Source organism: Anaerococcus obesiensis ph10 (genome assembly GCF_000311745.1).
GTDB classification, from domain to species: Bacteria; Bacillota; Clostridia; order Tissierellales; family Peptoniphilaceae; genus Anaerococcus; species Anaerococcus vaginalis.
Window position 1 is genome coordinate 211,975 of the sequence record NZ_HE978531.1, and the last position, 24,576, is coordinate 236,550.

24 protein-coding genes, 1 tRNA gene, 1 other RNA gene and 2 pseudogenes are annotated in these 24,576 nt (G+C 27.5%); 23 read left to right on the forward strand and 5 right to left on the reverse strand.

Annotation, left to right across the window (positions count from 1 at the left end; genetic code table 11):
• Positions 1-17: 17 nt before the first annotated feature.
• On the reverse strand, positions 18-287 hold the full coding sequence (locus HGAG_RS01090) for a metal-sensing transcriptional repressor (protein WP_004838968.1): 270 nt from the start codon (positions 285-287) through the stop codon (positions 18-20).
• Positions 287-2,823: pseudogene (locus HGAG_RS10350) on the reverse strand (heavy metal translocating P-type ATPase). The gene HGAG_RS01090 and the pseudogene HGAG_RS10350 overlap by 1 nt, the downstream one beginning before the upstream one ends.
• A gap of 115 nt (positions 2,824-2,938) precedes the next feature.
• On the opposite strand from HGAG_RS10350, the gene HGAG_RS01100 reads away from it, so the two are divergent.
• Positions 2,939-3,205 (forward strand): acylphosphatase, encoded by a 267-nt coding sequence (locus tag HGAG_RS01100; protein WP_019117549.1) that lies wholly within the window; start codon positions 2,939-2,941, stop codon positions 3,203-3,205.
• Between the two features lie 47 nt (positions 3,206-3,252).
• Here HGAG_RS01100 and HGAG_RS01105 read toward each other — a convergent pair whose 3' ends face one another.
• Positions 3,253-3,594 (reverse strand): phage holin family protein, encoded by a 342-nt coding sequence (locus HGAG_RS01105; RefSeq protein ID WP_004838965.1) that lies wholly within the window; start codon positions 3,592-3,594, stop codon positions 3,253-3,255.
• Between the two features lie 208 nt (positions 3,595-3,802).
• Here HGAG_RS01105 and pfkB point away from each other — a divergent pair, with 208 nt between their 5' ends.
• The 10 genes and pseudogenes from pfkB (at position 3,803) to HGAG_RS01155 (ending at position 15,750) form a co-directional block, all read left to right on the forward strand.
• Positions 3,803-4,717 carry a 1-phosphofructokinase gene (gene pfkB, locus HGAG_RS01110; RefSeq protein ID WP_019117550.1) on the forward strand — a complete coding sequence of 305 codons (915 nt, stop codon included), beginning with the start codon at positions 3,803-3,805 and terminating at the stop codon, positions 4,715-4,717.
• A 108-nt stretch (positions 4,718-4,825) separates the two neighbouring features.
• A complete protein-coding gene (locus HGAG_RS01115; RefSeq protein WP_019117551.1) occupies positions 4,826-6,199 on the forward strand; it encodes an aldehyde dehydrogenase family protein in 1,374 nt (457 codons plus the stop codon).
• Positions 6,200-6,300: 101 nt separating this feature from the next.
• A complete protein-coding gene (dnaG, locus tag HGAG_RS10355; RefSeq protein ID WP_019117552.1) occupies positions 6,301-7,950 on the forward strand; it encodes a DNA primase in 1,650 nt (549 codons plus the stop codon).
• 49 nt (positions 7,951-7,999) lie between these two features.
• Positions 8,000-9,845 (forward strand): annotated as a pseudogene (gene rpoD, locus HGAG_RS01130) (RNA polymerase sigma factor RpoD).
• Between the two features lies 1 nt (position 9,846).
• On the forward strand, positions 9,847-10,542 hold the full coding sequence (locus HGAG_RS01135) for a tRNA (adenine(22)-N(1))-methyltransferase (protein ID WP_019117553.1): 696 nt from the start codon (positions 9,847-9,849) through the stop codon (positions 10,540-10,542).
• Entirely contained in the window at positions 10,520-11,287 is a 768-nt protein-coding gene (locus HGAG_RS01140; protein WP_019117554.1) for a Nif3-like dinuclear metal center hexameric protein, read from the forward strand. The genes HGAG_RS01135 and HGAG_RS01140 overlap by 23 nt, the downstream gene beginning before the upstream one ends.
• Before the next feature lie 37 nt (positions 11,288-11,324).
• Positions 11,325-11,659: RNase P RNA component class A (gene rnpB / locus HGAG_RS11130), an RNA gene on the forward strand.
• 290 nt (positions 11,660-11,949) lie between these two features.
• Entirely contained in the window at positions 11,950-13,632 is a 1,683-nt protein-coding gene (locus HGAG_RS01145; protein ID WP_019117555.1) for a C40 family peptidase, read from the forward strand.
• 48 nt (positions 13,633-13,680) lie between these two features.
• Positions 13,681-14,472, forward strand: a complete 792-nt coding sequence (locus HGAG_RS01150; RefSeq protein WP_019117556.1) for a bifunctional 5,10-methylenetetrahydrofolate dehydrogenase/5,10-methenyltetrahydrofolate cyclohydrolase — start codon at positions 13,681-13,683, stop codon at positions 14,470-14,472.
• 75 nt (positions 14,473-14,547) lie between these two features.
• The gene (locus tag HGAG_RS01155) at positions 14,548-15,750 is read left to right on the forward strand and encodes a carboxylate--amine ligase (protein WP_019117557.1); all 1,203 of its coding nucleotides are present in this window, start codon (positions 14,548-14,550) and stop codon (positions 15,748-15,750) included.
• A gap of 200 nt (positions 15,751-15,950) precedes the next feature.
• Here the strand turns inward: HGAG_RS01155 and tpx are convergent, their stop codons facing one another.
• A complete protein-coding gene (tpx, locus tag HGAG_RS01160) occupies positions 15,951-16,463 on the reverse strand; it encodes a thiol peroxidase (protein WP_004838955.1) in 513 nt (170 codons plus the stop codon).
• A 154-nt stretch (positions 16,464-16,617) separates the two neighbouring features.
• Here tpx and HGAG_RS01165 point away from each other — a divergent pair, with 154 nt between their 5' ends.
• From HGAG_RS01165 to HGAG_RS01220, 12 genes are all read left to right on the forward strand, one after another.
• Positions 16,618-17,265, forward strand: a complete 648-nt coding sequence (locus tag HGAG_RS01165) for a 50S ribosomal protein L25 (protein ID WP_019117558.1) — start codon at positions 16,618-16,620, stop codon at positions 17,263-17,265.
• A 193-nt stretch (positions 17,266-17,458) separates the two neighbouring features.
• Positions 17,459-18,088: a dTMP kinase gene (gene tmk / locus HGAG_RS01170; protein ID WP_004838953.1), complete on the forward strand. Its 630-nt coding sequence runs from the start codon at positions 17,459-17,461 to the stop codon at positions 18,086-18,088.
• Positions 18,085-18,414, forward strand: coding sequence for a cyclic-di-AMP receptor (locus HGAG_RS01175; protein WP_004838952.1), 330 nt, complete (start codon positions 18,085-18,087; stop codon positions 18,412-18,414). The genes tmk and HGAG_RS01175 overlap by 4 nt, the downstream gene beginning before the upstream one ends.
• A gap of 1 nt (position 18,415) precedes the next feature.
• A complete protein-coding gene (locus HGAG_RS01180; protein ID WP_019117559.1) occupies positions 18,416-19,246 on the forward strand; it encodes a DNA polymerase III subunit delta' in 831 nt (276 codons plus the stop codon).
• On the forward strand, positions 19,221-20,039 hold the full coding sequence (locus HGAG_RS01185) for a PSP1 domain-containing protein (RefSeq protein WP_019117560.1): 819 nt from the start codon (positions 19,221-19,223) through the stop codon (positions 20,037-20,039). Before HGAG_RS01180 ends, HGAG_RS01185 begins: the two co-directional genes overlap by 26 nt.
• Before the next feature lie 95 nt (positions 20,040-20,134).
• Positions 20,135-20,311: an indolepyruvate ferredoxin oxidoreductase subunit alpha gene (locus HGAG_RS01190; protein WP_004813856.1), complete on the forward strand. Its 177-nt coding sequence runs from the start codon at positions 20,135-20,137 to the stop codon at positions 20,309-20,311.
• Between the two features lie 148 nt (positions 20,312-20,459).
• A complete protein-coding gene (gene uraA, locus HGAG_RS01195; RefSeq protein ID WP_019117561.1) occupies positions 20,460-21,725 on the forward strand; it encodes a uracil permease in 1,266 nt (421 codons plus the stop codon).
• A 213-nt stretch (positions 21,726-21,938) separates the two neighbouring features.
• On the forward strand, positions 21,939-22,187 hold the full coding sequence (locus HGAG_RS01200; protein WP_019117562.1) for a hypothetical protein: 249 nt from the start codon (positions 21,939-21,941) through the stop codon (positions 22,185-22,187).
• 58 nt (positions 22,188-22,245) lie between these two features.
• Positions 22,246-22,497, forward strand: coding sequence for a hypothetical protein (locus tag HGAG_RS01205; protein ID WP_154645827.1), 252 nt, complete (start codon positions 22,246-22,248; stop codon positions 22,495-22,497).
• 11 nt (positions 22,498-22,508) lie between these two features.
• Entirely contained in the window at positions 22,509-22,880 is a 372-nt protein-coding gene (locus tag HGAG_RS11180) for a minor capsid protein (protein WP_083857210.1), read from the forward strand.
• 29 nt (positions 22,881-22,909) lie between these two features.
• Complete coding sequence (locus tag HGAG_RS11395; RefSeq protein ID WP_019117565.1) at positions 22,910-23,065, forward strand: hypothetical protein; 156 nt, start codon at positions 22,910-22,912, stop codon at positions 23,063-23,065.
• Positions 23,065-23,286: a DUF1871 family protein gene (locus HGAG_RS01220; RefSeq protein ID WP_019117566.1), complete on the forward strand. Its 222-nt coding sequence runs from the start codon at positions 23,065-23,067 to the stop codon at positions 23,284-23,286. Before HGAG_RS11395 ends, HGAG_RS01220 begins: the two co-directional genes overlap by 1 nt.
• Before the next feature lie 1,034 nt (positions 23,287-24,320).
• Here HGAG_RS01220 and HGAG_RS01230 read toward each other — a convergent pair.
• Positions 24,321-24,396 (reverse strand) — tRNA-Thr (locus HGAG_RS01230).
• Positions 24,397-24,576 lie beyond the last annotated feature (180 nt).

The following is a 24,576-nucleotide window of genomic DNA, read 5'->3' on the forward strand; positions in this document are numbered from 1 at the left end:
TTAACAAAGATTTTAAATTATTTGGATAATTTTTTTATTATTTTTTCAATTTCTTCGATTTTTTCTATTCCATCTTCATTATTTTTATCAAGTGCCTTGTAGACGCAATGTTCAAGATGGGAAGAGAGGACATCGGAATTTATATTTTTCAAAATTGAAATTGATGCCATTATTTGATTTGAAATATCTATACAATATCTGTCATCTTCAACCATTTTTATAAGTCCGTCTAACTGCCCTCTGACTGTTTTTAATTTTCTTAGGGTTTTATCTTTGTCAGCTTGCATTATTTATACTCTATGCCGACAAATTCATATCCAGCATCATTTATTTTTTCTTTTATTTCGTTTTCATCAATTGCTCCAAAGTAATCGACTTCTGCTAATTTTTCATCTAAATTAACTTCGGCATTTTCGATTCCAGAAATATTTTTAAGAATTTCTTCTACACGATTTTTACAGTGGTTACAGCTCATTTGATTTACTTTTACTATCATTTTGTTTAATTCGTTCATTTTTTTCTCCTTTATATTTTTATTTTTTTCTTTTTGAATTTCTTCTTTTATTTTTTCTTCGTTTTCAAAATTTGCTTTAAATTTTCTAAGTCTTAGTGAGTTTAAACAAACAAATATTGATGAAAAACTCATGGCAAAGGCTCCAAACATTGGGGAAAGTTTTAATCCAAAAGCAGGATAGAGAAGACCTGCTGCAAGTGGGATTCCAATTATATTATAGAAAAATGCCCAAAAAAGATTTTCTTTAATAATTTTTATGGTTGATTTTGAAAGTTTTAATGCTGATACAATATCCAAAATATTATTGTTAATTAAAATAATATCGGCAGATTCTATGGCTACATCTGTTCCATTTCCTATTGCCATTGACACATCGCTCCTTGCAAGTGCTGGCGCATCATTAATTCCATCTCCAACCATCAAAACTTTTTTTCCTAGTTTTTGCAAATTTTTAATTTCTTTTTCCTTGTCTTGGGGTAAAACTTCTGCGTATTTTTCGTCAATATTTAAGGCGTTTTTTATTGCCTCAGCAGTTTTTTCATTATCGCCTGTAATCATCCTAACTTCATAGCCCATTTTTTTCATTTCATCAATTGCAATTTTTGATAAATTTTTTGGTTTATCTTGAACGGCTATTATTCCGATTACATTTTTTTCATCAGCAAAATACATAGAAGTTTTTCCTTCATTTGAAAATTTATCAGCTTTTTTCTCATAGGATTTTAAATCTATATTTTTTTCTTTCATCAAGGAAATATTTCCACCATAATAAATTTTGTTTTCATATTTTGCTTTTATTCCTTTACCAGAAATCGCCTCAAAGTCTTCTATATTTTTTGCTTGAATATTTTTAGCTTTTGCATATTCGCTTATGGCGTGTGATAGGGGATGCTCGCTATTATTTTCGATTGAGCTTGCAATTTTTATAAATTCATTTTCATCAATTTCTGAAATTATATCAGTAACTTGTGGTTTTCCTTCAGTTATGGTTCCAGTTTTATCTAGTAAAATTGTATCAACTTTGTGAAGATTTTCTAAGCTTTCTGCATTTTTAAATAAGAGTCCAAATTGGGCACTTTTTCCTGTAGCAACCATAATTGCCATTGGAGTTGCAAGTCCCAAGGCGCATGGACAAGAAATTACTAAAACAGAAATTGCAAAATTTAAAGAAAATTCGAATCCATATCCTAAAATCATCCAAATTACAAAAGTAAATAAAGAAATTATCATTACAGTTGGTACAAAAATTGCAGAAATTTTATCGGCAAGTTTTGCTATCGGTGCTTTTGTTTCATTTGCCTGATTTACAAGTTCAATTATTTTTGAAAGCGTAGTATCTTCTCCAACTTTTGTAGCTTCAAATATAAAAGAGCCTTGTTTATTTAAAGTTGCAGAAATAACTTCATCTCCAATATTTTTATTTACAGGAATTGATTCGCCGGTTATTGCAGATTCATCAACAAGAGATGAACCTTCTTTTACAATTCCATCAACAGGAATTGCCTCTCCTGGTCTAACTAAAATCAAATCTCCTTTTTTCAAATCTTCAACCAAGATTTCTACTTCATTTTTATCTTTTAAAATTCTAGCTTTTTTTGGAGCAAGATCCATCAAAGATTCCAAAGATTTTTTTGTTTGACCTTTAGATTTTTTTTCGAAATATTTTCCCAAAGTAATCAAAGTCAAAATCATTGCTGATGATTCAAAATATAGGTTATGCCTATAATTTTCTACAATTTCAAATTTTTCAAAGCCAAGACCATAAGCCATTCTCATTATGGCAAATATTCCATAAATCAATGCGGCAAAAGATCCAAGTCCTACTAAAGTATCCATATTAGATGCTTTGTTAAAAAGAGCTTTAAAACCGGAAATATAAAAAATTCTATTTACAAAAACTATTGGCAAGGTTAATAAAAATTGCAAAAAAGCAAAGTTTACACTGCCACGCGCTCCCATTAAAAAATGAGGAAGTGGAAGATTTATCATGTGTCCCATAGAAACATACATAAGTGGAATCAAAAATATAAAAGAAATAATTAATCTGTTTTTGACAATTTTTTCTTCATCAAAAGTTTTATTATTTTCTTTTAAATTTTTTTATTTTTTGGCTTTGCTCCATAGCCAATTTTTTCAACAGCTTTTATAATATCATTTTCAGAAATTTTTCCATCATCATAAGAAACAGTCATGGTTTCCGAAATAAGATTTACATTTACAAAATCAACGCCGAGTTTTTCGACAGCTTTTTGAACATTTGCCTGACAAGATGCACAAGTCATTCCACTAACATCAAAGCGTTCTTTCATTTTACCTCCTAACTAACACCGTGTGGGGGTGTTATTTTTATTATATGCTTATAATAATTTTTGTAAAGAAATATTTTTTAATTTTGATGGGTAGAAAATAAATAAGGAGTAAAAAATGAAAAGATATAATATGATTTTTAAAGGGAGAGTACAAGGAGTTGGCTTTAGATATAAATCTTATTTGCTTGCAAATGAACTTGGCTTAACTGGAGATGTAAATAATTTATATGATGGAGATGTTGAATTAAATATTCAAGGAGATAGAGAAAAAATAGATTTATTTTTGGAAAAATTGGCTAAGGATAGATTTATAAGAATTGATGATATAGAAATTAAAGAAAAAGAATTAATAAATGATGAGGAAAAATTTAAATTGTCATAAAAATTAAATTGTAATCAAAAAAGGCTCTTGTAAAAAATACAAGAGTCTTATTTTTTGTCGAAAAAATTGCTTATTGCAGGATTTATTATTGCAAGAATTATTGATGCAATTAAAGCAGTTCCAAATGAATTTATGCTTGCACCACTTGCAAGATTAAATGTAATTTGTAAAACAATTGCGTTTACTATAAAAGAAAATAAACCAAAAGTTACAATTGTTAATGGTAGAGATAATAATTTTAAAATTGGTTTTATAATTGCATTTACAAACATCAATATTAAAGCTGTAATTATTATTGCCTTATTTTCTGTAAAAGTTATTCCATCAAATAAAATATCAAGAAGATAAAGACTAATTGCGTTTGCAATCCATTGAATTAAAAATGTCATTATTTTCACCTCGATTCAAATGATTTTTGTATATTAACTGTACAAGTTGAAAAGAAAAAATCAATATTTAAAGTAAAAAGCTCCATTTCTATGTGAAATGTACTATAATAATCTTGACTCATTTTTTTGGATAAGAGTTGATATTAAATTAAAAATATTTATTTTCTAAAATAAATAAAAAAATAAATGAAATTATTGAGGAGGAGAAATGATTTACACACTTACCTTAAACCCATCAATTGATTATGTTCTAAGAATAGATGAATTTTTGGACGGAGAAACTTTAAGAAGTAATAGTGAAGAAAAATATCCTGGCGGAAAGGGAATAATGGTTTCAAAACTTTTGAAAAATCTTGGAGAAAAATCTGTAAATATTGGTTTTCTTGGAGGGTTTACAGGAGATTTTATTAGAAAAAAATTAAATGATTTGGGAATCGCGGAAGATTTTACAAGGATAGAAGATGATTCTAGAATAAATGTGAAATTAAAATATGAAACAGAAACTGAAATTAATGCCCAAGGTCCTCAAATTAAAGAAGAAGAAATTGAAGAATTTTTAAATTATTTAGACCAATTGCAAGAAGATGATTTTGTAATAATATCTGGTTCAATTCCGAAATCTTTGAGAGATGATTTTTATAGGGTTATTGTAAATTTACTTGAAATGGATAATGTAAGATTTGCTCTAGATACTTCTGGTAAAAAATTATATAAACTCTCATCTTATAAACCATTTTTGGTAAAGCCAAATAAGGATGAGCTTTCTGAAATTTTTGATGATGAAATTGATAGTGATGAAAAAATTGTAAAATATGCTAGAAAATTAATTGACCAAGGAGCTGAAAATGTAATTGTTTCACTTGGAAAAGATGGATCAATGTTTATTGATAGTAATATAGTTTATAAAGCAAAACCTATTGAAGGAAAATTAATTAATTCTGTAGGAAGTGGGGATAGCATGGTTGCAGGATATATTTACGGTTATATGAAAGGACTTTCAAAACTTGATTCATATAAACTTGCAATAGCTTGTGGAAGTGCAACAGCCTTTAGTCCTGATATTGCTGAAAAAGAACTTATAGATGAAATTTTTAAAAAAGTTGAGCTTGAAGAATGGGAATAAAGCTATATGATTAAAAATCAAAAAAATAATTTTCACTAGCCTAATAATTTAAGCTGGTGTTTTTTTATTGTTTGAAATTGGGTATAGGTAAAATAAGCGAGGTAAGATATGAAAGAATTAGAAAAAATTATAAATGAACAAAAAATATTTTTTAAAACTGGCTTAACCAATACAGAAGATTTTAGAAAAAAAGCTTTAATAACTTTAAAAAAATCTATTGATAAGTATAAGGAAGAAATTATTTATGCCTTAAAAATGGATTTAAATAAATCAAGCACAGAATCTTATATTTCAGAAATTGCAAGTGCCTATGCAGAAATTGATTTTTCTTTAAAAAATTTATCAAATTGGATGAAAGATACAAGAGAGATTACAAATATGGAGGCAATGCCTGCAAAATCTTTTACAAGATATGAACCTTTGGGTGTAACTCTAGTTATTTCTCCATGGAATTATCCGTTTTTGCTTGCAATAAATCCAATTGTAAATGCAATTTCAAGTGGTAATACTGTAATTTTAAAAACTTCAAAAAAATCTTCTTATACATCAAAAATAATAAAAAAATTATTGGATGAAAGTTTTGATAGGGCGTTTATTTATTGCGTTGATAATGAAAAAGTAAGTCATGATGAACTTTTATCTTACAAATACGACCATATATTTTTTACTGGCTCTCAAAAAGTTGGAAAAATAATTATGAAAAAAGCAAGTGAAAATTTGACAAAAGTTACGCTTGAGCTTGGTGGCAAATCTCCTTGCATAGTTGATGAAAGTGCAAATTTAAAATTTGCCGCAAAAAGAATTATTTGGGGAAAGCTTTTAAACAGCGGACAAACTTGTGTAGCACCAGATTATTTGTTGGTTCATAAAGATGTTAAAAAAGAACTTTTAAGATTGATGAAACAAACAATATTAGAATTTTATGGCGATAGAGCATTGGAAAATCCTGATTATCCAAGAATAATTGACAAAAATTCTTTTGAAAGACTCATTAATCTGATGGAAGGTCAAAATATTTACACAGGTGGTTTGTATAATTCAAAAACTTTAAAAATTGAGCCTACAATAATTGATAATGTAGATTTTTCAAATAAAATTATGCAAGAAGAAATTTTTGGACCAATTCTTCCAGTAATAGAATACAATGATATTTTTAAAATTATAGAAAAATTAAAATTTATGGATAAGCCTCTTTCAATGTATATTTTTAGTGAAGATAAAGAACATATTGATAGACTAACTTATGATTTATCATCTGGTGGAGTTTGTATAAATGATACGATAATGCATTTGACAAATCCTAATTTAGAATTTGGAGGAGTTGGAGAAAGTGGAATGGGTGGTTATCATGGGAAATTTGGTTTTATGAATTTTTCAAACAGAAAATCTATAATGATTAGGTCGAACAATATTGATATAAAAATAAAATATCCACCATATTCAAAAGGTCAAGAAAAAATAATTAAAAAAATTTTCAAATAAGAATCCTAATTTATCTAGGATTCTTATTTTTTATTTTATTTTAATTTATTGAATAAAAAAATTACAAAAGTATAATAGCTTTTATATCAAGAGGTGGTTTTATGGTGTTTATATCTGATGAAAAGAAAAACGAAATTTTAGAAAATTCAGATATTGTAGCAATTATTGGAGATTATGTAGATTTAAAAAAATCTGGAAACTCTTATAAGGGTTTGTGTCCTTTTCACAACGAAAAGACACCATCCTTTACAGTTGATGACAGGAAACAATTATTTCATTGCTTCGGTTGTGGCGAAGGTGGAGATGTTGTTTCTTTTATTATGCACAAAGAAGGACTTTCCTACATTGATTCTATGAAATATTTGGCTAAAAAAGCTGGTATAAAACTTGATGATACAAAATCTTCTAAAGAAAATAAAATTTTAAATAGATATTACGATATTAATAAAGATATAATGATGTATTTTTACAAAAATTTGTTGACTGATAAGGCTTGTCAAATTTATTTGAAAAACAGAGGATTTAGGTCAAATATTGTAAATACTTTTATGCTTGGTTTTGCTAAAAATTCTTGGGATGATTTATTATCTTATGTAAAAAAGAAAGATTATCTTTTGGATGATATTGAAAATTTGGGTTTAATTAAAAAATCTCAAAATGGAAAATATTATGATAAGTACAGAAATAGATTGATTTTTCCAATTATAAATCACTATGGAAAAGTTATTGGATTTGGTGGAAGAAGTATTGATTCTACTATGCCAAAATATTTAAATTCACCAGAAAGCCAAGTTTTCAAAAAAAGATACAACCTCTATGGTTTAAATATTTTCAAAAAACAATCTAATAAAGATATTATCTTGGTTGAAGGATATATGGATGTAATTGGTTTAAATAATCAAGGTATTGACCAAGCTGTGGCAAGTCTTGGAACATCACTTACAAGCGATCAGGCAAAACTTTTAAAAAGATATGCAAAAAATGTTTATATTTGCTACGACGAAGATAATGCTGGAATAAAAGCTACAGATAGGGCAATCGAAATTTTATTAGATGAAGGAATAAAACCAAATATAATTAGCCTTGAAAAAGGTCTTGACCCAGATGATTTTGTAAAAAAATATGGCAGAGATGCTTTTATAAAAAAGATGGATGAGGCTAGTGATGTTTACAATTACAAGTATAATAAAATTCTCGACTTATATGCAGAGAGTAAGGACAATGAAAAATTTGAAAAATTAAATTTATTTATAGAATTTTTATCTTCAATAAAATCAGATCTTACTAGAGAAATTTTTATAAATAATGTAAGCAAACTTTTTGATATAGATAAATCTACTTTAAAAGAATCTGTCTTAAAGTATAATGATAACTACAAAAAGACTTACAAAAATCAAAATAAAGATAGTTTTTATAATAAAAATGATTTTAAAAATTTTAACACCAATCAAAGCACAATTATTGAAAGAAAAAAATATTCTGTTTCCACAAATGAGCTTGAAACGTTAAGATTATATCTTAATCAAAAAGATGAGTATGATAAAAATAAAGATTTTTTTGATCAAGTAATAGTGGATGAAAAATTGCTTGAAATAAAACAATATATTGACAAAAATGGTTTTGATAAAATAAGCGAAAATTTTTCAAATGACTACCAATTTATTATAGATTACATCAAAGATAAGTCCAATAAGATTGTAGGAAATGAATTAATAGAAAAAATAAATTTAGAAAATAGAAAAAACTTTTAAAAAAGTTAAGAAATAGAGACTAATCACTTCAAAGCTGGAGGGGAGACTTATGACTAGTGATAACGAAAAGATGCTAGAAGATGATCTTCTAAGGGAAATAATAGATGAATTTAAATCTATTAGTGAATCTCAAGATGGAGTTGTAACTTACAAACAAGTTTACACTTTTGAGACCTTTAAAGAAATGGAAGATGAAAGCAAAAAATATGTTATAGGCCAAATTATATCCAATGGAATAGAGATTGTTGAAGAACAAAGAACTGTTTTGGACGAAGATGAAGATGACGAAGAAATCAGAGAAGATCTTGATAATGATGACGATGAAGATTTTTCAGATGAAAAACTTGAAGATCACATGAAAAAAGCTTCTAACAAGCAAAAGTTAGAAAAAAAGTTTATACAAGATGAAGCTATCACTGGTATAAAGTTGGATGACCCTGTAAAAATGTATTTAAAAGAAATTGGAAAAGTTAAGCTATTAGATGCTCACGAAGAAATATTTTTGGCAAAAAAAATGGAGCTGGGAGATATTGCGTTCAGGAGTAAAAGTGGCAAAAAAACTTACCAAACAAAATAAAGTAAAACTTGCTTTAGACATATTTTATGGAGACCTTTCATTAACTATACTTGGTGCAAATCAATCGATTTTAGAAAATAAAGAATTTGATGATGAAACAAAAACAAATCTTGAGTCATTGATTGAAATTGGAAATCAATTTGAAAATATGTTAAATCAAGAATTAACAGATGAACAATTGGAAGCAATAAAATCTAAAATATTAATTTGCAATATTGCACAAAAATCTATAGCTGACAAAGAATTAAGTGAAAAAGAAGCAAATATTTTGTGTGATTTATTTGATAATTTTGGAAAATTAGTTGCAACAAAAGAATCTGACGATATAGTTTCACTAATTTATTTAGCTTTTTCAGACCTTTACAAAAAGGGAGCTGAAAATGAAATTTTAAAAACCAATGATAGGCTGATAATTAACGATTTAATAAATTTTTCAAACAAAGCCAGGCAAGTTTATGAATATAAGCCGCTTTCAGAATCAAGTATAAAAGATTTGGAAAGATTTACAAAAACCAAAAATCTGTGCAAGAAAATTTTTGAAGATCAAGGATTTGATGCAGACGATGTAAAAAGATTGAATAGGGCAATATTTGATGCAAATAGGGCAAAACAAAAATTAGCAGAGACAAATTTAAGGCTTGTTGTATCAATTGCAAAAAAATATGTAGGTCGTGGAATGAGCTTTTTGGATTTGATTCAAGAAGGAAATATGGGACTTATGAAAGCAGTTGATAAGTATGATTACAACAGAGGATTTAAATTTTCCACTTATGCAACTTGGTGGATAAGACAAGCTATAACTCGTGCTATTGCCGACCAAGCTAGGACAATTAGAATTCCTGTTCACATGGTTGAAACAATAAATAAATTAGTTAGAATTCAAAGACAATTAGTTCAAGATTTAGGACGTGATCCATCAAACGAAGAGATTGCTGAGCAAATGGGAATTGAAGTTGAAAAAGTTCAAGAGATAAGAAAAATTGCTCAAGAACCTGTTAGTTTGGAAACACCAATCGGCGAAGAAGAAGACAGCCATTTGGGAGATTTTATAGAAGATGATACAGCCATAAATCCTGATGATGCAGCAAACTATTCAATGCTAAGAGATCAACTAAATGATGTTTTATCTTGTCTTGGAGCAAGAGAAAAAAGAGTTTTACAATTAAGATTTGGACTTATAGATGGAACTCCAAGAACATTAGAAGAAGTTGGAAAAGAATTTGATGTAACTCGCGAGAGAATTAGACAAATAGAAGCAAAGGCGTTAAGAAAATTAAAATCGCCTAATAAGAGTGAATTATTGAAAGACTTTTTATAGAATGAAAATTACTAAACGACTAGAAAAAATAGCAAAGCTAGTTGATGAAGGTAAAAAAGTAATTGATATTGGGACTGATCACGGATTAGTCCCTTTATATTTAGCAAAAAATGAAATATCAAAAGAAATTCTTGCAACAGATATTTCAAAAAAAAGCCTTCAAAAACTAGAAGAAAAGCTAGATGATAATTTAAAAAAAATAATAGAAACAAAAGTTTGTGACGGACTAAATGATATAGAAATAAAAGACAATCAAATAGCCATAATTGCAGGAATGGGTGCAGTTACTATAATTGAAATTATTTCTAATAATATAGAAAAGATAAGAAAACTTGATTATGTAATTTGTGAGGGAAATATTGGCAATGAAAAGTTAAGAAAATTTTTAAATGAAAATAGTTTTTTTATTGACAAGGATTTTCTTATTAAAGATGGAAGAAAACACTACGATATTATTAGATTTAAAAATGGAAAAGATAGAAAACTTTCTTTGGGAGAAATTTATTTTGGTAAATTTATCTACAAAGATTTCAATCCATTATTAATGAAAAGACTTGAGCAAATTTATAAGAAAAATATAAAATTTAAAGAAAATATAGAAAAATTTTCAGACAATAAACAAGGATTAGACCTTATTGAAGAAAGATTACAAGCAATAGAAGAGGTTAAAAATTATGAAGATAAAAGATATAATTAAATTTTTGGAAGAAAGATTTCCGCTTTCACTACAAGAAGAGTGGGATAATTCTGGACTTCAAATTGGAAATATTGAAAATGACTTAACAAATATAATGATTTCTTTGGATCTTGACGAACAAACAATACAAAAAGCAAAAGAGAAATCTTGTAATTTGATTATAAATCATCATCCATTTTTATTTTCTTCAATTAAATCAATAGACTTAAACGAAGAAAAGGGAAAGATTATTAAAGATTTAATTAAAAATGATATTACAGTTTTTGCCATGCATACCAATCTTGATATAGGTAAAGGCGGAGTGAATGATAATTTGGCAAAACTTTTAGAGCTTAAAGATATTTCAAATTTAGATACAAATAATGAAAATCCTATGGCAAGATTTGGATATACAGATGAAATAACAGCTTATGATTTTTCTAAATTTGTAAAAGAAAAATTAAATTGCAAAGGACTTATACTTTATGGAGATAAAAATAAAAAAATAAAAAAAGTTGCTCTTTGTGGAGGAGCCGGCAGTGATTTTATAAGTGATGCAATTAAAAAAGACTGTGATCTTATTGTAACAAGTGATGTAAAATATCATGAGGCCATAGATAATTGTAAAAAAATAAATATAGTCGATCCAGGACATTTCGCAAGCGAAAATCATATTATTTATATGATAAAAGATTTATTAGAAAAAAATTTTGCAACGGGAATATACACTTGTGCAAAAAAAGATTCATATAGAGAATTTATATAATCTTTACAAATACAAAAATTATGATAAAATAAATAACGGAGTAAATTGAATAATCGCGTCAATGACGAGGAAAGTCCGTGCACCACAGAGTAAGGATGCTAGATAACGTCTAGTAAGGGTGACCTTCAGGCAAGTGCAAAAGAAAGTATACCGCCAAAATTTTTGGTAAGGGTGGAACGGTGAGGTAAGAGCTCACCAGATAATTAGTGATAATTATGCTGTGTAAACCCCATCCGGTGCAAGAACAAAAGGGACAATAGGATTTCTACTCGAAACGGTCCAGTATGGTAGTTCGCTTGAGCTAATTGGCAACAATTAGCCTAGATAGATGATTATTTTTAACAGAACACGGCTTATAGATTTACTCTATTTTTATTAAATTTAACTATCCTAATTTAAAAGGGTAGTTTTTTTATTGAAAAATTTAAAAATAAATTGTAACAAATAAGAAAAAAATATAAAAAAAGTTACGAAATAAAAATTATTTTTCAAATATTTTAAATAAATTGGGTTTATACAAGTGTTTTCACAAATAAATATAAAAAATATGTCAAAAAGTGTAATTTTTTTGTAACTTATTATTGACTATTTTGTTAAAAAGTTATATTATTATTCTAGATTTCATAACAGATAAAAAAAACAAATTTTAAACGGAGGAAACAATGAGTAAGAAAAATATAGGATCGACAATAGGAGTGTTAGCCGCAGTTACAATAGGTGCTTCTGCTTATGCTTCTACGATTAATAATTTAGATAAAGAAGATCAATCAAAAAAGGTATTAGAAAATAATGTATCTTATATTGAAAAAGAATATGCATCCAAAGTTAATTCTGTAAAAAAAGATTATTCTAACGAAGTTAAAAATACTAAATTTGCAGAAAAAACAGAGACAAAAAAAGATGCAAAAATATCTAAAACAAGAAATTTGGCTGATCCTACACTTTTTGAATCATCAAGTGAAGATGCTATAGTTAAAGCTGTAGATGAAAAAATTCAAGAAAATAAAGAAGAAGATCAAAATAAAAATCAAAATACAGTTGAACAAGCTTTAGAACAAAGCCCTGTAGTTGAAAAGTTTGTAGCTGTAGAATCATTAAATGTTAGGTCTTCAAAAAATGATCAAGAAAATAACGTAATAGACATATTAAATAAAAATACTAAAGTAAGTGGACAAGTTGAAGATGGTTGGTTAAAAACTGATAAAGGATACATAAAATTAGACTTTTTATCTGATCAAGCTGTAGAAGATACTAACCAAGAAGATTTAATAGCCCAAGAAGAGGCAAGAAAAGCTGAGGAAGCTAAAAAAGCTGAAGAAGCAAGAAAAGCTGAGGAAGCTAAAAAGGCCGAAGAAGCAAGAAAAGCTGAGGAAGCTAAAAAGGCCGAAGAAGCAAGAAAAGCTGAAGAAGCTAAAAAAGCACAAGCTAGCCAAGCAACAAGTTATACTGGATGGGTAAATGTTAGTGCATTAAATGTAAGAAGTGGAGCAGGAACAGGTTCTAGTATTATTGGATCATTGTCAACTGGAGATAAAGTTTCAGGAACACTTCAAAATGGTTGGTTAAAAATCAGTTATAATGGACAAGTTGCTTATGTATCTGCAAACTGTTTATCAAATACAGAAGTTAAAAAACCAGTTGTTGAGAAAAAACAAGAAAACAATACACCAGCAAAACAAGAAAATACAGTTCAATCTCAAGCTTATACAGGTTGGGTAAATACAGCTGCATTAAATGTTAGATCAGGTGCATCAACATCATACAGTATAATAGGCTCTTATACTATGGGAGATAAAGTTAGTGGACAATTAGCTAATGGATGGTTGAAAGTAAACTATAATGGAAGAACTGGATATATAAGTGCAAATCTACTTTCAAGCAAAGAAGTTGCTAAACCACAACAAGTTGTAGAAAATAATAAAACAAACAATAATTCAATAGGACAACAAACTGCAACACAAACACCTCAAGCTTCAGCAAGTGGACAAGCTGCTGCAAATATTGCTAGACAATTTGTTGGTTATCCTTACGTGTGGGGAGGAGCATCTCCAAGTGGATTTGATTGTTCAGGTTTAGTTTATTATGCTTATAAACAAATTGGAGTTAATTTAAATAGAAATTCTGCTGCACAATTTTCTAATGGATATTCAGTAGGTATCAATAATTTGCAACCAGGAGATCTTGTATTCTTTAATCAAAGTGGATCTATTGACCATGTAGGAATGATTGTTGATTATAATGGTAATTATGTTCATGCAGTAAGTCCAGGAGTTGGAGTTCAAATTGGAAATATCTATAATTCATGGAGTCAAAGAGTATTTGCAGGAGCAAGAAGAATATTTTAATTAAATAAATTAAAAACACCCTTAGGGGTGTTTTTTTAGGATTAAATTATGAAGATTATTAAGTCAAATGAAATAAAAAATGATATATTAAAAAATATAAAATATTGCAATAAAAAGAAAAGCTTATTAATAATATCTCAAAATAATGATTTAGCTGTAAATCAATATAAAAATGCAATTATAAGAAGATGTAATGAATTTAATATTGATTATATTGATAAAGAATTTAGTAAAGAAGATAATCATTTAGATATAATAAATTATTGTAATAATTTAAAAAATATTGATGGTTTTATAGTTCTCCAACCTCTCTTAGAGTCGACAGATTTAGATTATTTAAGAGAAAATATTCCTTTTAATGATTTAGATGGCTTTAAGTATGATTCTTTAGGAAAAATAATGAATAAAAAATTTGAGAATTTACCACAAACAGTAAAATCTATTATAAAATTTATTAATTATATGAATTTGGACTTGGAGGGAAAGGATATAATAATAGCTAATTCAACTAATATTATTGGAAAACCATTAGCTATGTATTTAAATTATAAAAAAGCTTCAGTAACACTCTTTAATTCAAAAACAAAAAATCAAAAAGAAAAAATTAAGAATTGTGATATATTTATATCTGCAATTGGAAAAGCAAATTTTTATAATAAAGATTATTTTAGAAATGGACAAATAATAATTGATGCAGGAGTAAGTTTTGTAGATGGAAATATGTATGGCGATGTTGATTATGAATATATAAAAGATTTAGATATAAAAATTGTTACTTGCAAAAATGGAGTAGGTTCTATTACAACCTTATCGTTATTAGAGAGTCTTTTATATAGTTGAAAAGCATTTATTTTTCTTTATGGTATAATTATAAAGTGATTTAAAATGGCAAAAATTTAATAAAAGGCGAAGTATATGAAAAAATTTAAATTAGTAATTTTGGGTACAGATTTAAATGCTTATGGTGTTGCAAGAAGTGCCCATGAGCTTTATGGAATAAAATCTATTTGTATGGGAATAAAAAATTTAAGAGACACAAGAGATTCTAACATATGTGAAGTACATACAAATGAAAATTTTGAAGACGATAATGTTTTTGTAGAAGAGCTGATAAAATTAAAGAAAAAATATAAAGATTATGAATTGATTCTGATTTCTTGTTCCGATGGTTATTCATCTTTGCTTGTTAATAATAAAGAAAAATTAAAAGATTATTATCTATTTAATTACGTTGATAAATATATGCAAGAGAAATTGGAAAATAAAATTGATTTTTATGAAATTTGCGAAAAATATGGTCTAGATTATCCTGATACAGTTATTACAAATGATAACACAGATGAATCAATTAAAAAAATTGAATTAGAATTGTCTTATCCTATAGCATTAAAGGCAAATGATTCAATTGAATTTTATAATACTCATTTTGAGGGTAAGAAAAAAGCTTATAAAATTTACAATAATGAAGAATTAGTGAAAATTTTAAATCAAATTTATAATGCTGGATATACTGGAAAAATGATAGCACAAGATTTTATTCCAGGAGATAGTTCAGATATGTATGTTTTAAATGCTTATGTAAATACAAGTTCACAAGTAAAAATGATGAGCCTTGGTAAATGTTTGTTAGATGAAGTCTTACCTTTAAATATTGGTAATTATAATGCTTTGGTAACAATGGGAGATGACAATATATATAAGCAATATAAGAAATTTTTGGAAGAAATTTCTTATATTGGTTATGCAAATTTTGATTTAAAATATGATAAGAGAGATGGAAAGTATAAGGTATTTGAAATAAATATAAGACAAGGCAGGTCAAGTTTTTATATGAATGCAGCCAATAATAATTTTATTAAATATCTTGTAGATGATTTAATTTTTAATAAAGATGAACCATGCTATTATGAATATGAAAATGGATTATGGTTGTATGTTGATCCATCAGTTTTGAAAAAATATGTTAATAGAAAAGATAAAGACTTGGCTTTAAAAATGTTAAAAAAAGGCTATGTTTTTACAACTTGGTATGAGAATGACAAAAATTTTAAGAGATTCCTTAATTATATGAGAAGAAGATTTTCAACTATTAAATACTATAAAAAATTTTCTAATTAAATAAATTGCATAGGATTTTAATGTAGGTATGCATAATTTTATTTTAAATTTTTAGATTAAGAGTATAAAATAATTTTTTGTAATTAGATAATTGTAAATTTATTTTTAAAGGCAAATTCAATTTTGAGTTTGCTTTTTTATTTTAGATAAAAAATAGCTAGATTTCTCTAGCTATTTTTGTGATTTTAAAGATTTTATTTTTATACTAATTTTTTTGCGGCTTCTAGGGCAGCTTTATAATCAGGCAATTCTGTGTTTTGTTCTAGGTATTCTACGTGAACTAATTTGTTTTCTTTATCTACAACGAAAACTGCTCTGTTTTGTAGTTTTAATTCTTTGATTAGTGTTGCGTATTTGTCTGCAAAATCTAAGAAATTGTAATCTGATACTGTTTTTACTTGATCTATTCCTTTTGCTGAGCAAAATCTTGCTTGGGCAAATGGAAGGTCGTTTGATATTGTTACGATTGAAACATCTGGGCTTATATCAGCTGCAGCCTTGTTGAATTTTGTTGTTTGTATTTCGCAAACTGATGTATCAAGTGATGGTACTACTGATATAATTTTTATTTTTCCTTCTTCTTCTTTATAAAAATCATATTCTGACAAGTCGTTATTTATTGCCTTAAAGTTTGGAGCGCTATCTCCTACTTTTAGTTCTTCGCCTATTACTGTGATTTCTTCTTCACCGAATTTTTTCTTTCTTTCTGTCATTTATACCTCCTAAAATGTATAATTGTTTCTATATTAATATACCCATTTTTTTTATTTTGTAGGAGAAATTTTAAATAATTAGATTATTATTGTCAAATGCTTTTAAATAAGGTATAATTAATCAGTATGAAAGTTAGAAAATAAGGAGGAAGCAATGGCAGATATAGTTTTAAATTCAGAAAAAAGAGAAGCTGTCGGAAAAAATAAAGTTAATAAACTTAGACAACAAGCTATTGTACCAGGTGTTGTATATGCTAAAGATAAAGAAAATATAAATGTACAATTTACTTCTAGAGATTTTGAAAAAGTATTGTCTCAAGCAGGTACAACTACAATTATTGACTTAGATATTGACGGAGAAAAGGTACCGGTACTTATTAAAGATTATCAAATGCACCCATTTAAATCTCAATTTTTCCATGTAGATTTCCAAGCAATCAATGCTAAGGAAGCTATCAGAGTTTCTGTTCCAGTTTACTTAAATGGAAGAGATGACATTAGGGTTGAACCTTCTGTATTGGTTCAAAATATTGATACAGTTGAAGTTGAATGTTTACCAATGTATATTCCACAATATGCAGAATTGGAAGTTACTGATATGCAAATTGGGGATTCATTCACAGTAGCTGATTTTGATATTGCAAAAGATGAAAATATCAATATTTTACTTGAAGCTGATGAAGTTGTTTGTTCACTTCAAGAACCTCAAGAAGAAGTTGTTGTTGATGAAGATAGCGAAGGCGAATCAGCAGCTGACGTACCAACTGTTAATGAAACTGAAGAAAAAGAAGACGAAGAATAAGTCTAAGAAACAAAGACCTTTACTGGTCTTTTTTTTGCAAAAAATTATTTTTGATTTTAAATTTTTCTATTAGAATTTTTTAAAAAATTTAAAATTTTTTTACGAATTTTGTTTTTAAATTTATAAAATTTTTTTAATCAAGGAATGTTTTATAAAACTATTAAATGTTTGAAGTATTTGATATAATAATATTATGAATGGATTATTAATTGTATTTGAAGGTCCTGATGGTTCTGGAAAAACTACTGTCTTGGAAAAAGTTTATAATAAGCTTTTGGAAGATGGGTATGATATATATAAGTTTAGGGAACCTGGTGGAACTGATATTTCAGAAAAAATTAGAGAAATTATTTTGGATAATGAAAATATAGAAATGAATCCAAGGTGTGAGGCCTTGTTGTATGCAGCAAGTAGGGCTCAATTGGTAGGGGAGAAGCTTAGACCTTTGTTGGAGAAGGGTTCTATAATTCTTTGTGATAGATTTGTTCTTAGCTCTATGCTTTATCAAGGAATTGGAAGAGGTCTTGGTGTAGACGAAGTTAAAAATATTAATGATTTTGCCATTGGAGAAATTAGGGCGGATTTAACTTTGTTTTTGAATATTGATTATAAAACTGCCATTGATAGAAAAAGGAAAAATTTCATTTCTGATCGTTTGGAAAATGAAGATGATTCTTTTCACAAAAAAACTTATGATGGCTATATAGAATTATCCAAAAGATTTAAGGATGAAATTATTTCAATTGATGCTAACAAAAGTATAGATACGGTTGTAGATAATTGTTTGGCTACTATAAAAACATATTTAAAGGAGAAAAAATGAAACTTTTAATAGCTATAGTTCAAGATGCGGATGCAAATTTTTTGATGGATTCTTTGACAGACAAAAGATATAGGGTAACAAAGCTTGCAACAACTGGTGGGTTTTTGAGAGAAGGAAATACTACTCTTCTTATTGGTATTGAAGAGGAAAATCTTGATGAAGTAAAACAAATTATTGAAGATAATTGTAAAAAAAGAACAACTCAATCATCAGTAATTAATCCGACAGCAGATTCTCCACTTTTGGCAACAAGCGCACCAGTTGATGTGAATGTTGGTGGAGCTACTGTATTTATTTTGGATGTTGACCAATATATAAGAATCTGAAATGATAGAAATTTTAGAAAATCAAATAAAAAATGATAAACTTTCCAATGCCTATATCTTTGAATCAAAAAATTCTTCTTATAATCTAGATAAGGCATTGGAATTTTCTAAGAGCGTTTTTAATAATTTTGGTATAAGTACCAAGCTTGAAGAAAATCCTGATTTTGAAATAATAAAAAAAGATGACAATGAAAAAAATATAAGCATAAAAACCATTAGACTTTTGATAAAAGATATGTATCTTAGGCCTACAAATGGAAAAATTAAAATATATATAATTAAAGATAGCGAAAATTTGAGCATTGAAAGTTCAAATGCTCTTTTAAAAAGCATAGAAGAGTCAAAAGATTATATAATTTTAATTTTTACAACTAATAATGCTTATAGTCTTTTAAAAACCATAAGATCAAGATGTCAAATCATAAGTTTTAAAAGTCAAATAGAAAATGAATTTGTAGATAGGGAAAAACTATCCTATATATTAAGTGAAATAATTTCTGGAAATTTTTCTTTTTATTACAAAAATAAAGATTTCTTTTCAAAGGCAAAAGATTATAAGGAAGAATTATTTGTAGAAATTTTAAATTTTTTCAATAATTTGATAAAATTAAAATATTACAAGAATAATGCAAAAGAGAACAAGAAAGTTTTATTTTACTTTAGAAAAATAGAAAATTTACCTTTTGATTCTATTGATAGGATAATAAGAAAAGCCGAACAAATAACAAAAGGATTTAAAAATAATGCAAATTTCGACATGGCAGTTGAAAATTTCCTTATTTTTATATATAGAGAGGGGAGAAATATTGAAAGTAGTAGGGATAAGCTTTAAAAAAGCAGGAAAAATATATTATTTTAATCCACTAGATTTTGATTTACACATTGGAGATAAGGTCATAGTTGATTCTAATTCATGTCTTGAAATGGGAATAGTTAAAACGCCAATTAAAGAAATAAATAAAAGCGATTTTGACCGTGAACTAAATGAAATTATTAGAAAAGCCAGCAAAGAGGATCTAGTTGAAGAAGAAATAAATAGAAAAGATGCCCTTGAGGCTGTAGAAATATGCCAAGAAAAGGCAGACAATCTTGGACTTAATCTTCATGCCATTGAAGCAGAATTTACTTTCGATAGAAAAAAATTACTCATTTATTTTTCATCAAATAATAGAGTGGATTTTAGAAAACTTGTAAAAGAACTTGCATCAATTTATAGAAATAGAATTGAACTTAGACAAATCGGAGTAAGAGACCATGCAAAATTGGTTTCAAGTGTAGGAATTTGTGGACAAAAATGTTGTTGTGCAAGATTTTTGAGCGATTTTCAACCCTTATCAATAAAAATGGCAAAAGAACAAGATATAACCCTAGATCCAAATAAAATTTCTGGTTTGTGTGGAAGGCTAATGTGCTGTTTATCTTACGAAAATGAAAGCTACAAAATAGCAAAAAAATCTATGCCAAAAGTAGGCGAAAAAATTCAAACAGAAGATGGAATTGGCGTTGTTGTAGAAAACAACTATGTAAAAGAAAAATGCAAAATCAGAGTAAGAATAGAAGAAGATGATACAGAAATCGAAAAATCTTATTGCCCAAAGGATATAAGAAGAATAGTTGACAAATAATTGATAAAAATAAGAAAATCTTGAGATTTACTATCATTTGACATTAGTTAATTTAACTAATATAATATTAATATAACAAATTAGGAGGTAAAATTATGGCTTATAGAATAGATGAAAATACATGTATATCATGTGGATCATGCGAAGGTGAATGTCCAGTTCAAGCAATTGAACAAGGAGACGCAGCTTACGAAATCGACGAAGATGCTTGCATCGATTGTGGATCATGTGCAGCTGTATGTCCAGTAGAAGCAATCTCACCAGCAGAATAAGATATATACATAAAATAAGACTCAGTTTTTGCTGAGTCTTTTATATTGCTTAAAATCTTTAAAAATTACAAAATTAATAATTACAAAAAAAATTGACAATTTTTACATTTTTTGCTAATATATTTTTTGATGTAAACAAGGAGGCATTATGAAAAATTCTAAAAAAATTTACCACGTAGAAGATAAGTTACCATTTAAATTATTGTTACCACTTTCAATCCAACACACATTCGCAATGTTTGGAGCTAGTGTCTTAGTCCCTATTTTATTTAAAATAAATCCAGGAATAGTACTTTTTATGAATGGTATCGGAACATTATTATTTATATTAATTACCAAAAAGAAAGCACCTGCTTATTTGGGATCATCATTTGCATTTTTAGCACCAGGAACAGCTATTATTGCAAGTCAAGGATTTCAATATGCGCAAGGTGCTTTTATTGTGGTTGGAACTCTAGGATGTTTTTTGGCATATATAATTTATAAATTTGGAATAGGATGGATAGATGTAGTATTGCCACCAGCAGCCATGGGTTCAGTCGTTGCCCTAATAGGCTTTGAGCTTGCAGGAAATACAGTAACAGGCGGTTCAATCGGAGCAAACTTGATGACAGATACTGCAAATTATAAAGATTTTATAATATTTGGAATTACACTTTTTACAGCCATAATCGGTTCAGTATCATTCAAAGGATTTTTATCAACAATTCCAATCCTAATAGCAATAGTAGTAGGATATATTTGTTCAGTTTTCTTTGGAATGGTAGATTTTACACCAGTATTAGAAGCAAAATTATTTACCCTACCAAACTTTTCAGCACCAAAATTTTCGATAGAAGCAATTTTATCAATGCTACCAGTAATATTAGTAATAACAAGCGAACACATCTCCCACCAAGTTGTAACAAGTAATATTATAGGAAGAAATTTATTAGAAGATCCAGGACTACACAGGTCAATATTTGCAGATAACTTCTCATCAGCCCTTTCAGGATTAGTTGGAGGAGTTCCAACAACAACTTATGGAGAAAATATAGGAGTTATGGCAATAACAGGAGTATATTCAGTCCAAGTAATAGGAGCAGCAGCAATTATTTCAATATTAATGGCATTTGTAGGACCATTAGCAGCATTAATCCAAACAATACCAGGAGATGTAATAGGAGGAGTAACCTTCTTGTTATACGGAATGATAGGAACAAGCGGAATAAGATTATTAGTAGACCAAAAAGTAGATTATTCAAAATCAATAAATTTAATCCTAACATCAACAATATTTATAGCAGGACTTTCAGGATTATCAATAAAATTTGGCTCAATCCAATTACAAGGCATGGTACTAGCATCAGTAGTAGCAGTCCTCTTATCAGCTTTTATGACCTTGCTTAGAAAATTAAATTTAATAAATCAATAAAAATAAAAATCAAGCTGTAAATTTATGGCTTGATTTTTTATATATTTGGATTTAAATAATTTATAAAATAAACTAAGAAGAAAAAAATAATAAATTGAGTTTATTTATAAATAAAATTCTAATATTAATTAAAAACATATTATAAATAAGTTTTAAGAATTTTAAAACTTATTAAGAGATTCTAAAGGATAGTTAGGAGAAAGAGGAATAAGAATGTTAATGTTAAAAAATATTAAAAAAATAAATAATTGGATATGTGCTGATTATTATCCAGAAGATTGGAATGAGTTTGGTAAGGTATCAGTAAATTGTGCGGATTTAGCTGATTATAAAATAAAATTAAGCCCTACAGATGAAAAAGAATACGGCGGTTATCCATATGCTACGGAAGCTTTAAATGCATTGAGAGATATGATTAAAGGAAAAAAAGAAATAAAAGATTGCAAAATAATGTGGTATTAAAAGTAAACAGCTATAATTTTTTAGAAATTATTATAAAAAAATAAAAAAATATAGCTGTTTGATAAAAGGCTCTATTAATGAGTACAAACGCCAAGCGAGTATCTTGGGACTTAATATAAATAAAACAGGAATAGAAAGAAGGGCGAGATTTATTGTAAGTCAAGATTATCACAACGCCCACTTTTCCGATAGAGTTTGGCGAGATACGAAAGAATTATCAAGAAGAATTGAAAGAAATATTGAATCCGTTGTAATACAGGGCAAAAATCCGAGAGAGTTTGCAAAAAAACTTAGGGATTTAGTAAGTTAGTAAGTAAGGATATTAAAAATATTACCAATGCTACTGAAAGATTAGCTTATACAGAAAGCGGTAGGATATGGATTCAAACGCAAATTGAAGCATACAAAGACGGTGGTTATGAGTATTTAGAAATAATGACCGTGCCTACAGCTTGCAGGCATTGTAGTCTTTATAATGGGGATATTGTGAAAATATCAGAAACAATTGAGGGAGATAATATACCTTTATGGAATCCTAGGTGTAGGTGTACAACTGTTGCTTATTTTGATGATGAAATTGACTTGGGTAAATTTGGAAATGTATTTGATATTGATGATTTAGATGTTGATTGGGAATTATCATCAATTCATGCATTTGAAAAAATGAATCTAGAAATATTAGTAAAACATTAGTTGAAGATATTATTAATAATGGAAAAAGTGTGGAGCAAATTACAAATGAAAAATATGCTTATGTATCTCCAAAAGGTGTTGTAATATTGCGAAAAGATGGTAAATTTATAACAACACGCAGTGAAAAAGATTTTGATGATAATATGAAAAATATTGTAAAAAAGTTATTTGGAGATGATAAGTGATGAAGATAGATAATATTATAAAGGAATGGGATCCGTATTCTCTATTCCCCTTTGCTCCAAAGGATGAGTATAACGCCGAGATAAATCAAATTAAGAGTTTTATAAAAAAGGAAAAAGATATTGATAACTTAGCAAAATATTTAGAAAGTATTTTTGATGTAGATTTTATTTATGATGAAAACAAGAAAAACTTTTTGGAAATTGCAAAAGAATTAGTATAATGAAGTTAATCATAGAGGTTAAGAAATCTGCCGATAACGCTATTTTATAGAAATGTGGGAGAGGAGGCAGTCCCACCTATGTTTAAAGCACATTCGAGTTTGGATGTGCTTTTTTAATTGATAAAAAGTAGAATAAATGATAACTTTATTATAAATAACATTAATAATATTAAAGGCTTTAGGTTATATATCTTGGTTTTGGTGGCTGTATTTGCTCCTTATTTAATATCAGGATTATTAATTATAATATGATTTATATCTGTTATTGTAGTAAGTATAAGAAACGAAAGATGGTTTAGAGAAAAATTTAAAGATTAGAATTGGATTAAATATTAATAAGCTTGAATAAATGTTTAAGCTGGTATATAATCTTATTAAGAGAAGCGACCTCTTATCCATCAAAAAAGCCACAAAGCTTTCAAACTTTGTGATATTAGTGAATACAAAAATTCCCTAAAAGGGTATCAAAAAAAAGAGTAGCGGTAACTACTCTTTTTTACTTTTATCTTTGTTATGATATTTTTTTAGAAATTCTAAAATTATATCTTTTAACAAAGGTAATATTAGTGATGACAAAATCGTCAACAAAAATTCCCTCATGGGCATCACCCCCTTTCAATGAGGGCAATTTAATTATAGCATAAAATTTACAAGTAAATATTTAAAATTAATCGTGCGATTTTTTATTGTCCAAGCTTTAATGACGTTAAACTTTAAGGGACAGTTAAGCATTAGAACTTTAAATTATGGAGGAAATTCTGGTAGTAGAAAAAAATAAGTTAAAGAAATTGTAAATACGTAAGTTATTGTAAGAATATTAAAAAAGCTTATCATAATATAAAAAGTATAAAAAATAAGTTTATAAATGAAATACAAACAAGATTTAGAAATATTAGTTCGGATTAAATAGAAAAATGCTAGGAAAGTTAAATTTATGTAACAGGGAAAAACAATGTTTGTGGTTATCAAGATATAAAAAAATATATAATTATAATCAAATTAAATAATGAAAATCCAAAAAATGGGCAAAAAAATGGAGCCACTTCCCAGGATCGAACTGAGGACCTCATCCTTACCATGGATGCGCTCTACCGACTGAGCTAAAGTGGCACATAATGTAATATACCACAGAAAAAATATTTTTGCAAATAATTTTAAATTATTCAAAAAAAACGGTATAATATGAGTAATTGTAGTAAATTTATGAAATTTATGGTATAGTAAGCTTATAATATTTAGGAGGAAATAATGAGTAAAGCACAATTTGAAAGAAGCAAACCACATATTAAT

What these genes read in the sequence shown, in the direction of transcription:
- HGAG_RS01190 (WP_004813856.1), top strand. Translation starts at nt 20,135, where the DNA reads ATGGCTTATAGAATAGATGAAAATACATGTATATCATGTGGATCATGC.
- HGAG_RS01090 (WP_004838968.1), bottom strand. Translation starts at nt 287, where the DNA reads ATGCAAGCTGACAAAGATAAAACCCTAAGAAAATTAAAAACAGTCAGA.
- HGAG_RS01175 (WP_004838952.1), top strand. Translation starts at nt 18,085, where the DNA reads ATGAAACTTTTAATAGCTATAGTTCAAGATGCGGATGCAAATTTTTTG.
- HGAG_RS01165 (WP_019117558.1), top strand. Translation starts at nt 16,618, where the DNA reads ATGGCAGATATAGTTTTAAATTCAGAAAAAAGAGAAGCTGTCGGAAAA.
- HGAG_RS01105 (WP_004838965.1), bottom strand. Translation starts at nt 3,594, where the DNA reads ATGACATTTTTAATTCAATGGATTGCAAACGCAATTAGTCTTTATCTT.
- HGAG_RS01200 (WP_019117562.1), top strand. Translation starts at nt 21,939, where the DNA reads ATGTTAATGTTAAAAAATATTAAAAAAATAAATAATTGGATATGTGCT.
- HGAG_RS01220 (WP_019117566.1), top strand. Translation starts at nt 23,065, where the DNA reads ATGAAGATAGATAATATTATAAAGGAATGGGATCCGTATTCTCTATTC.
- HGAG_RS01140 (WP_019117554.1), top strand. Translation starts at nt 10,520, where the DNA reads ATGAAGATAAAAGATATAATTAAATTTTTGGAAGAAAGATTTCCGCTT.
- pfkB (WP_019117550.1), top strand. Translation starts at nt 3,803, where the DNA reads ATGATTTACACACTTACCTTAAACCCATCAATTGATTATGTTCTAAGA.
- HGAG_RS01135 (WP_019117553.1), top strand. Translation starts at nt 9,847, where the DNA reads ATGAAAATTACTAAACGACTAGAAAAAATAGCAAAGCTAGTTGATGAA.
- HGAG_RS01150 (WP_019117556.1), top strand. Translation starts at nt 13,681, where the DNA reads ATGAAGATTATTAAGTCAAATGAAATAAAAAATGATATATTAAAAAAT.
- HGAG_RS01155 (WP_019117557.1), top strand. Translation starts at nt 14,548, where the DNA reads ATGAAAAAATTTAAATTAGTAATTTTGGGTACAGATTTAAATGCTTAT.
- uraA (WP_019117561.1), top strand. Translation starts at nt 20,460, where the DNA reads ATGAAAAATTCTAAAAAAATTTACCACGTAGAAGATAAGTTACCATTT.
- HGAG_RS01115 (WP_019117551.1), top strand. Translation starts at nt 4,826, where the DNA reads ATGAAAGAATTAGAAAAAATTATAAATGAACAAAAAATATTTTTTAAA.
- HGAG_RS01180 (WP_019117559.1), top strand. Translation starts at nt 18,416, where the DNA reads ATGATAGAAATTTTAGAAAATCAAATAAAAAATGATAAACTTTCCAAT.
- HGAG_RS01100 (WP_019117549.1), top strand. Translation starts at nt 2,939, where the DNA reads ATGAAAAGATATAATATGATTTTTAAAGGGAGAGTACAAGGAGTTGGC.
- HGAG_RS01145 (WP_019117555.1), top strand. Translation starts at nt 11,950, where the DNA reads ATGAGTAAGAAAAATATAGGATCGACAATAGGAGTGTTAGCCGCAGTT.
- tpx (WP_004838955.1), bottom strand. Translation starts at nt 16,463, where the DNA reads ATGACAGAAAGAAAGAAAAAATTCGGTGAAGAAGAAATCACAGTAATA.
- dnaG (WP_019117552.1), top strand. Translation starts at nt 6,301, where the DNA reads ATGGTGTTTATATCTGATGAAAAGAAAAACGAAATTTTAGAAAATTCA.
- tmk (WP_004838953.1), top strand. Translation starts at nt 17,459, where the DNA reads ATGAATGGATTATTAATTGTATTTGAAGGTCCTGATGGTTCTGGAAAA.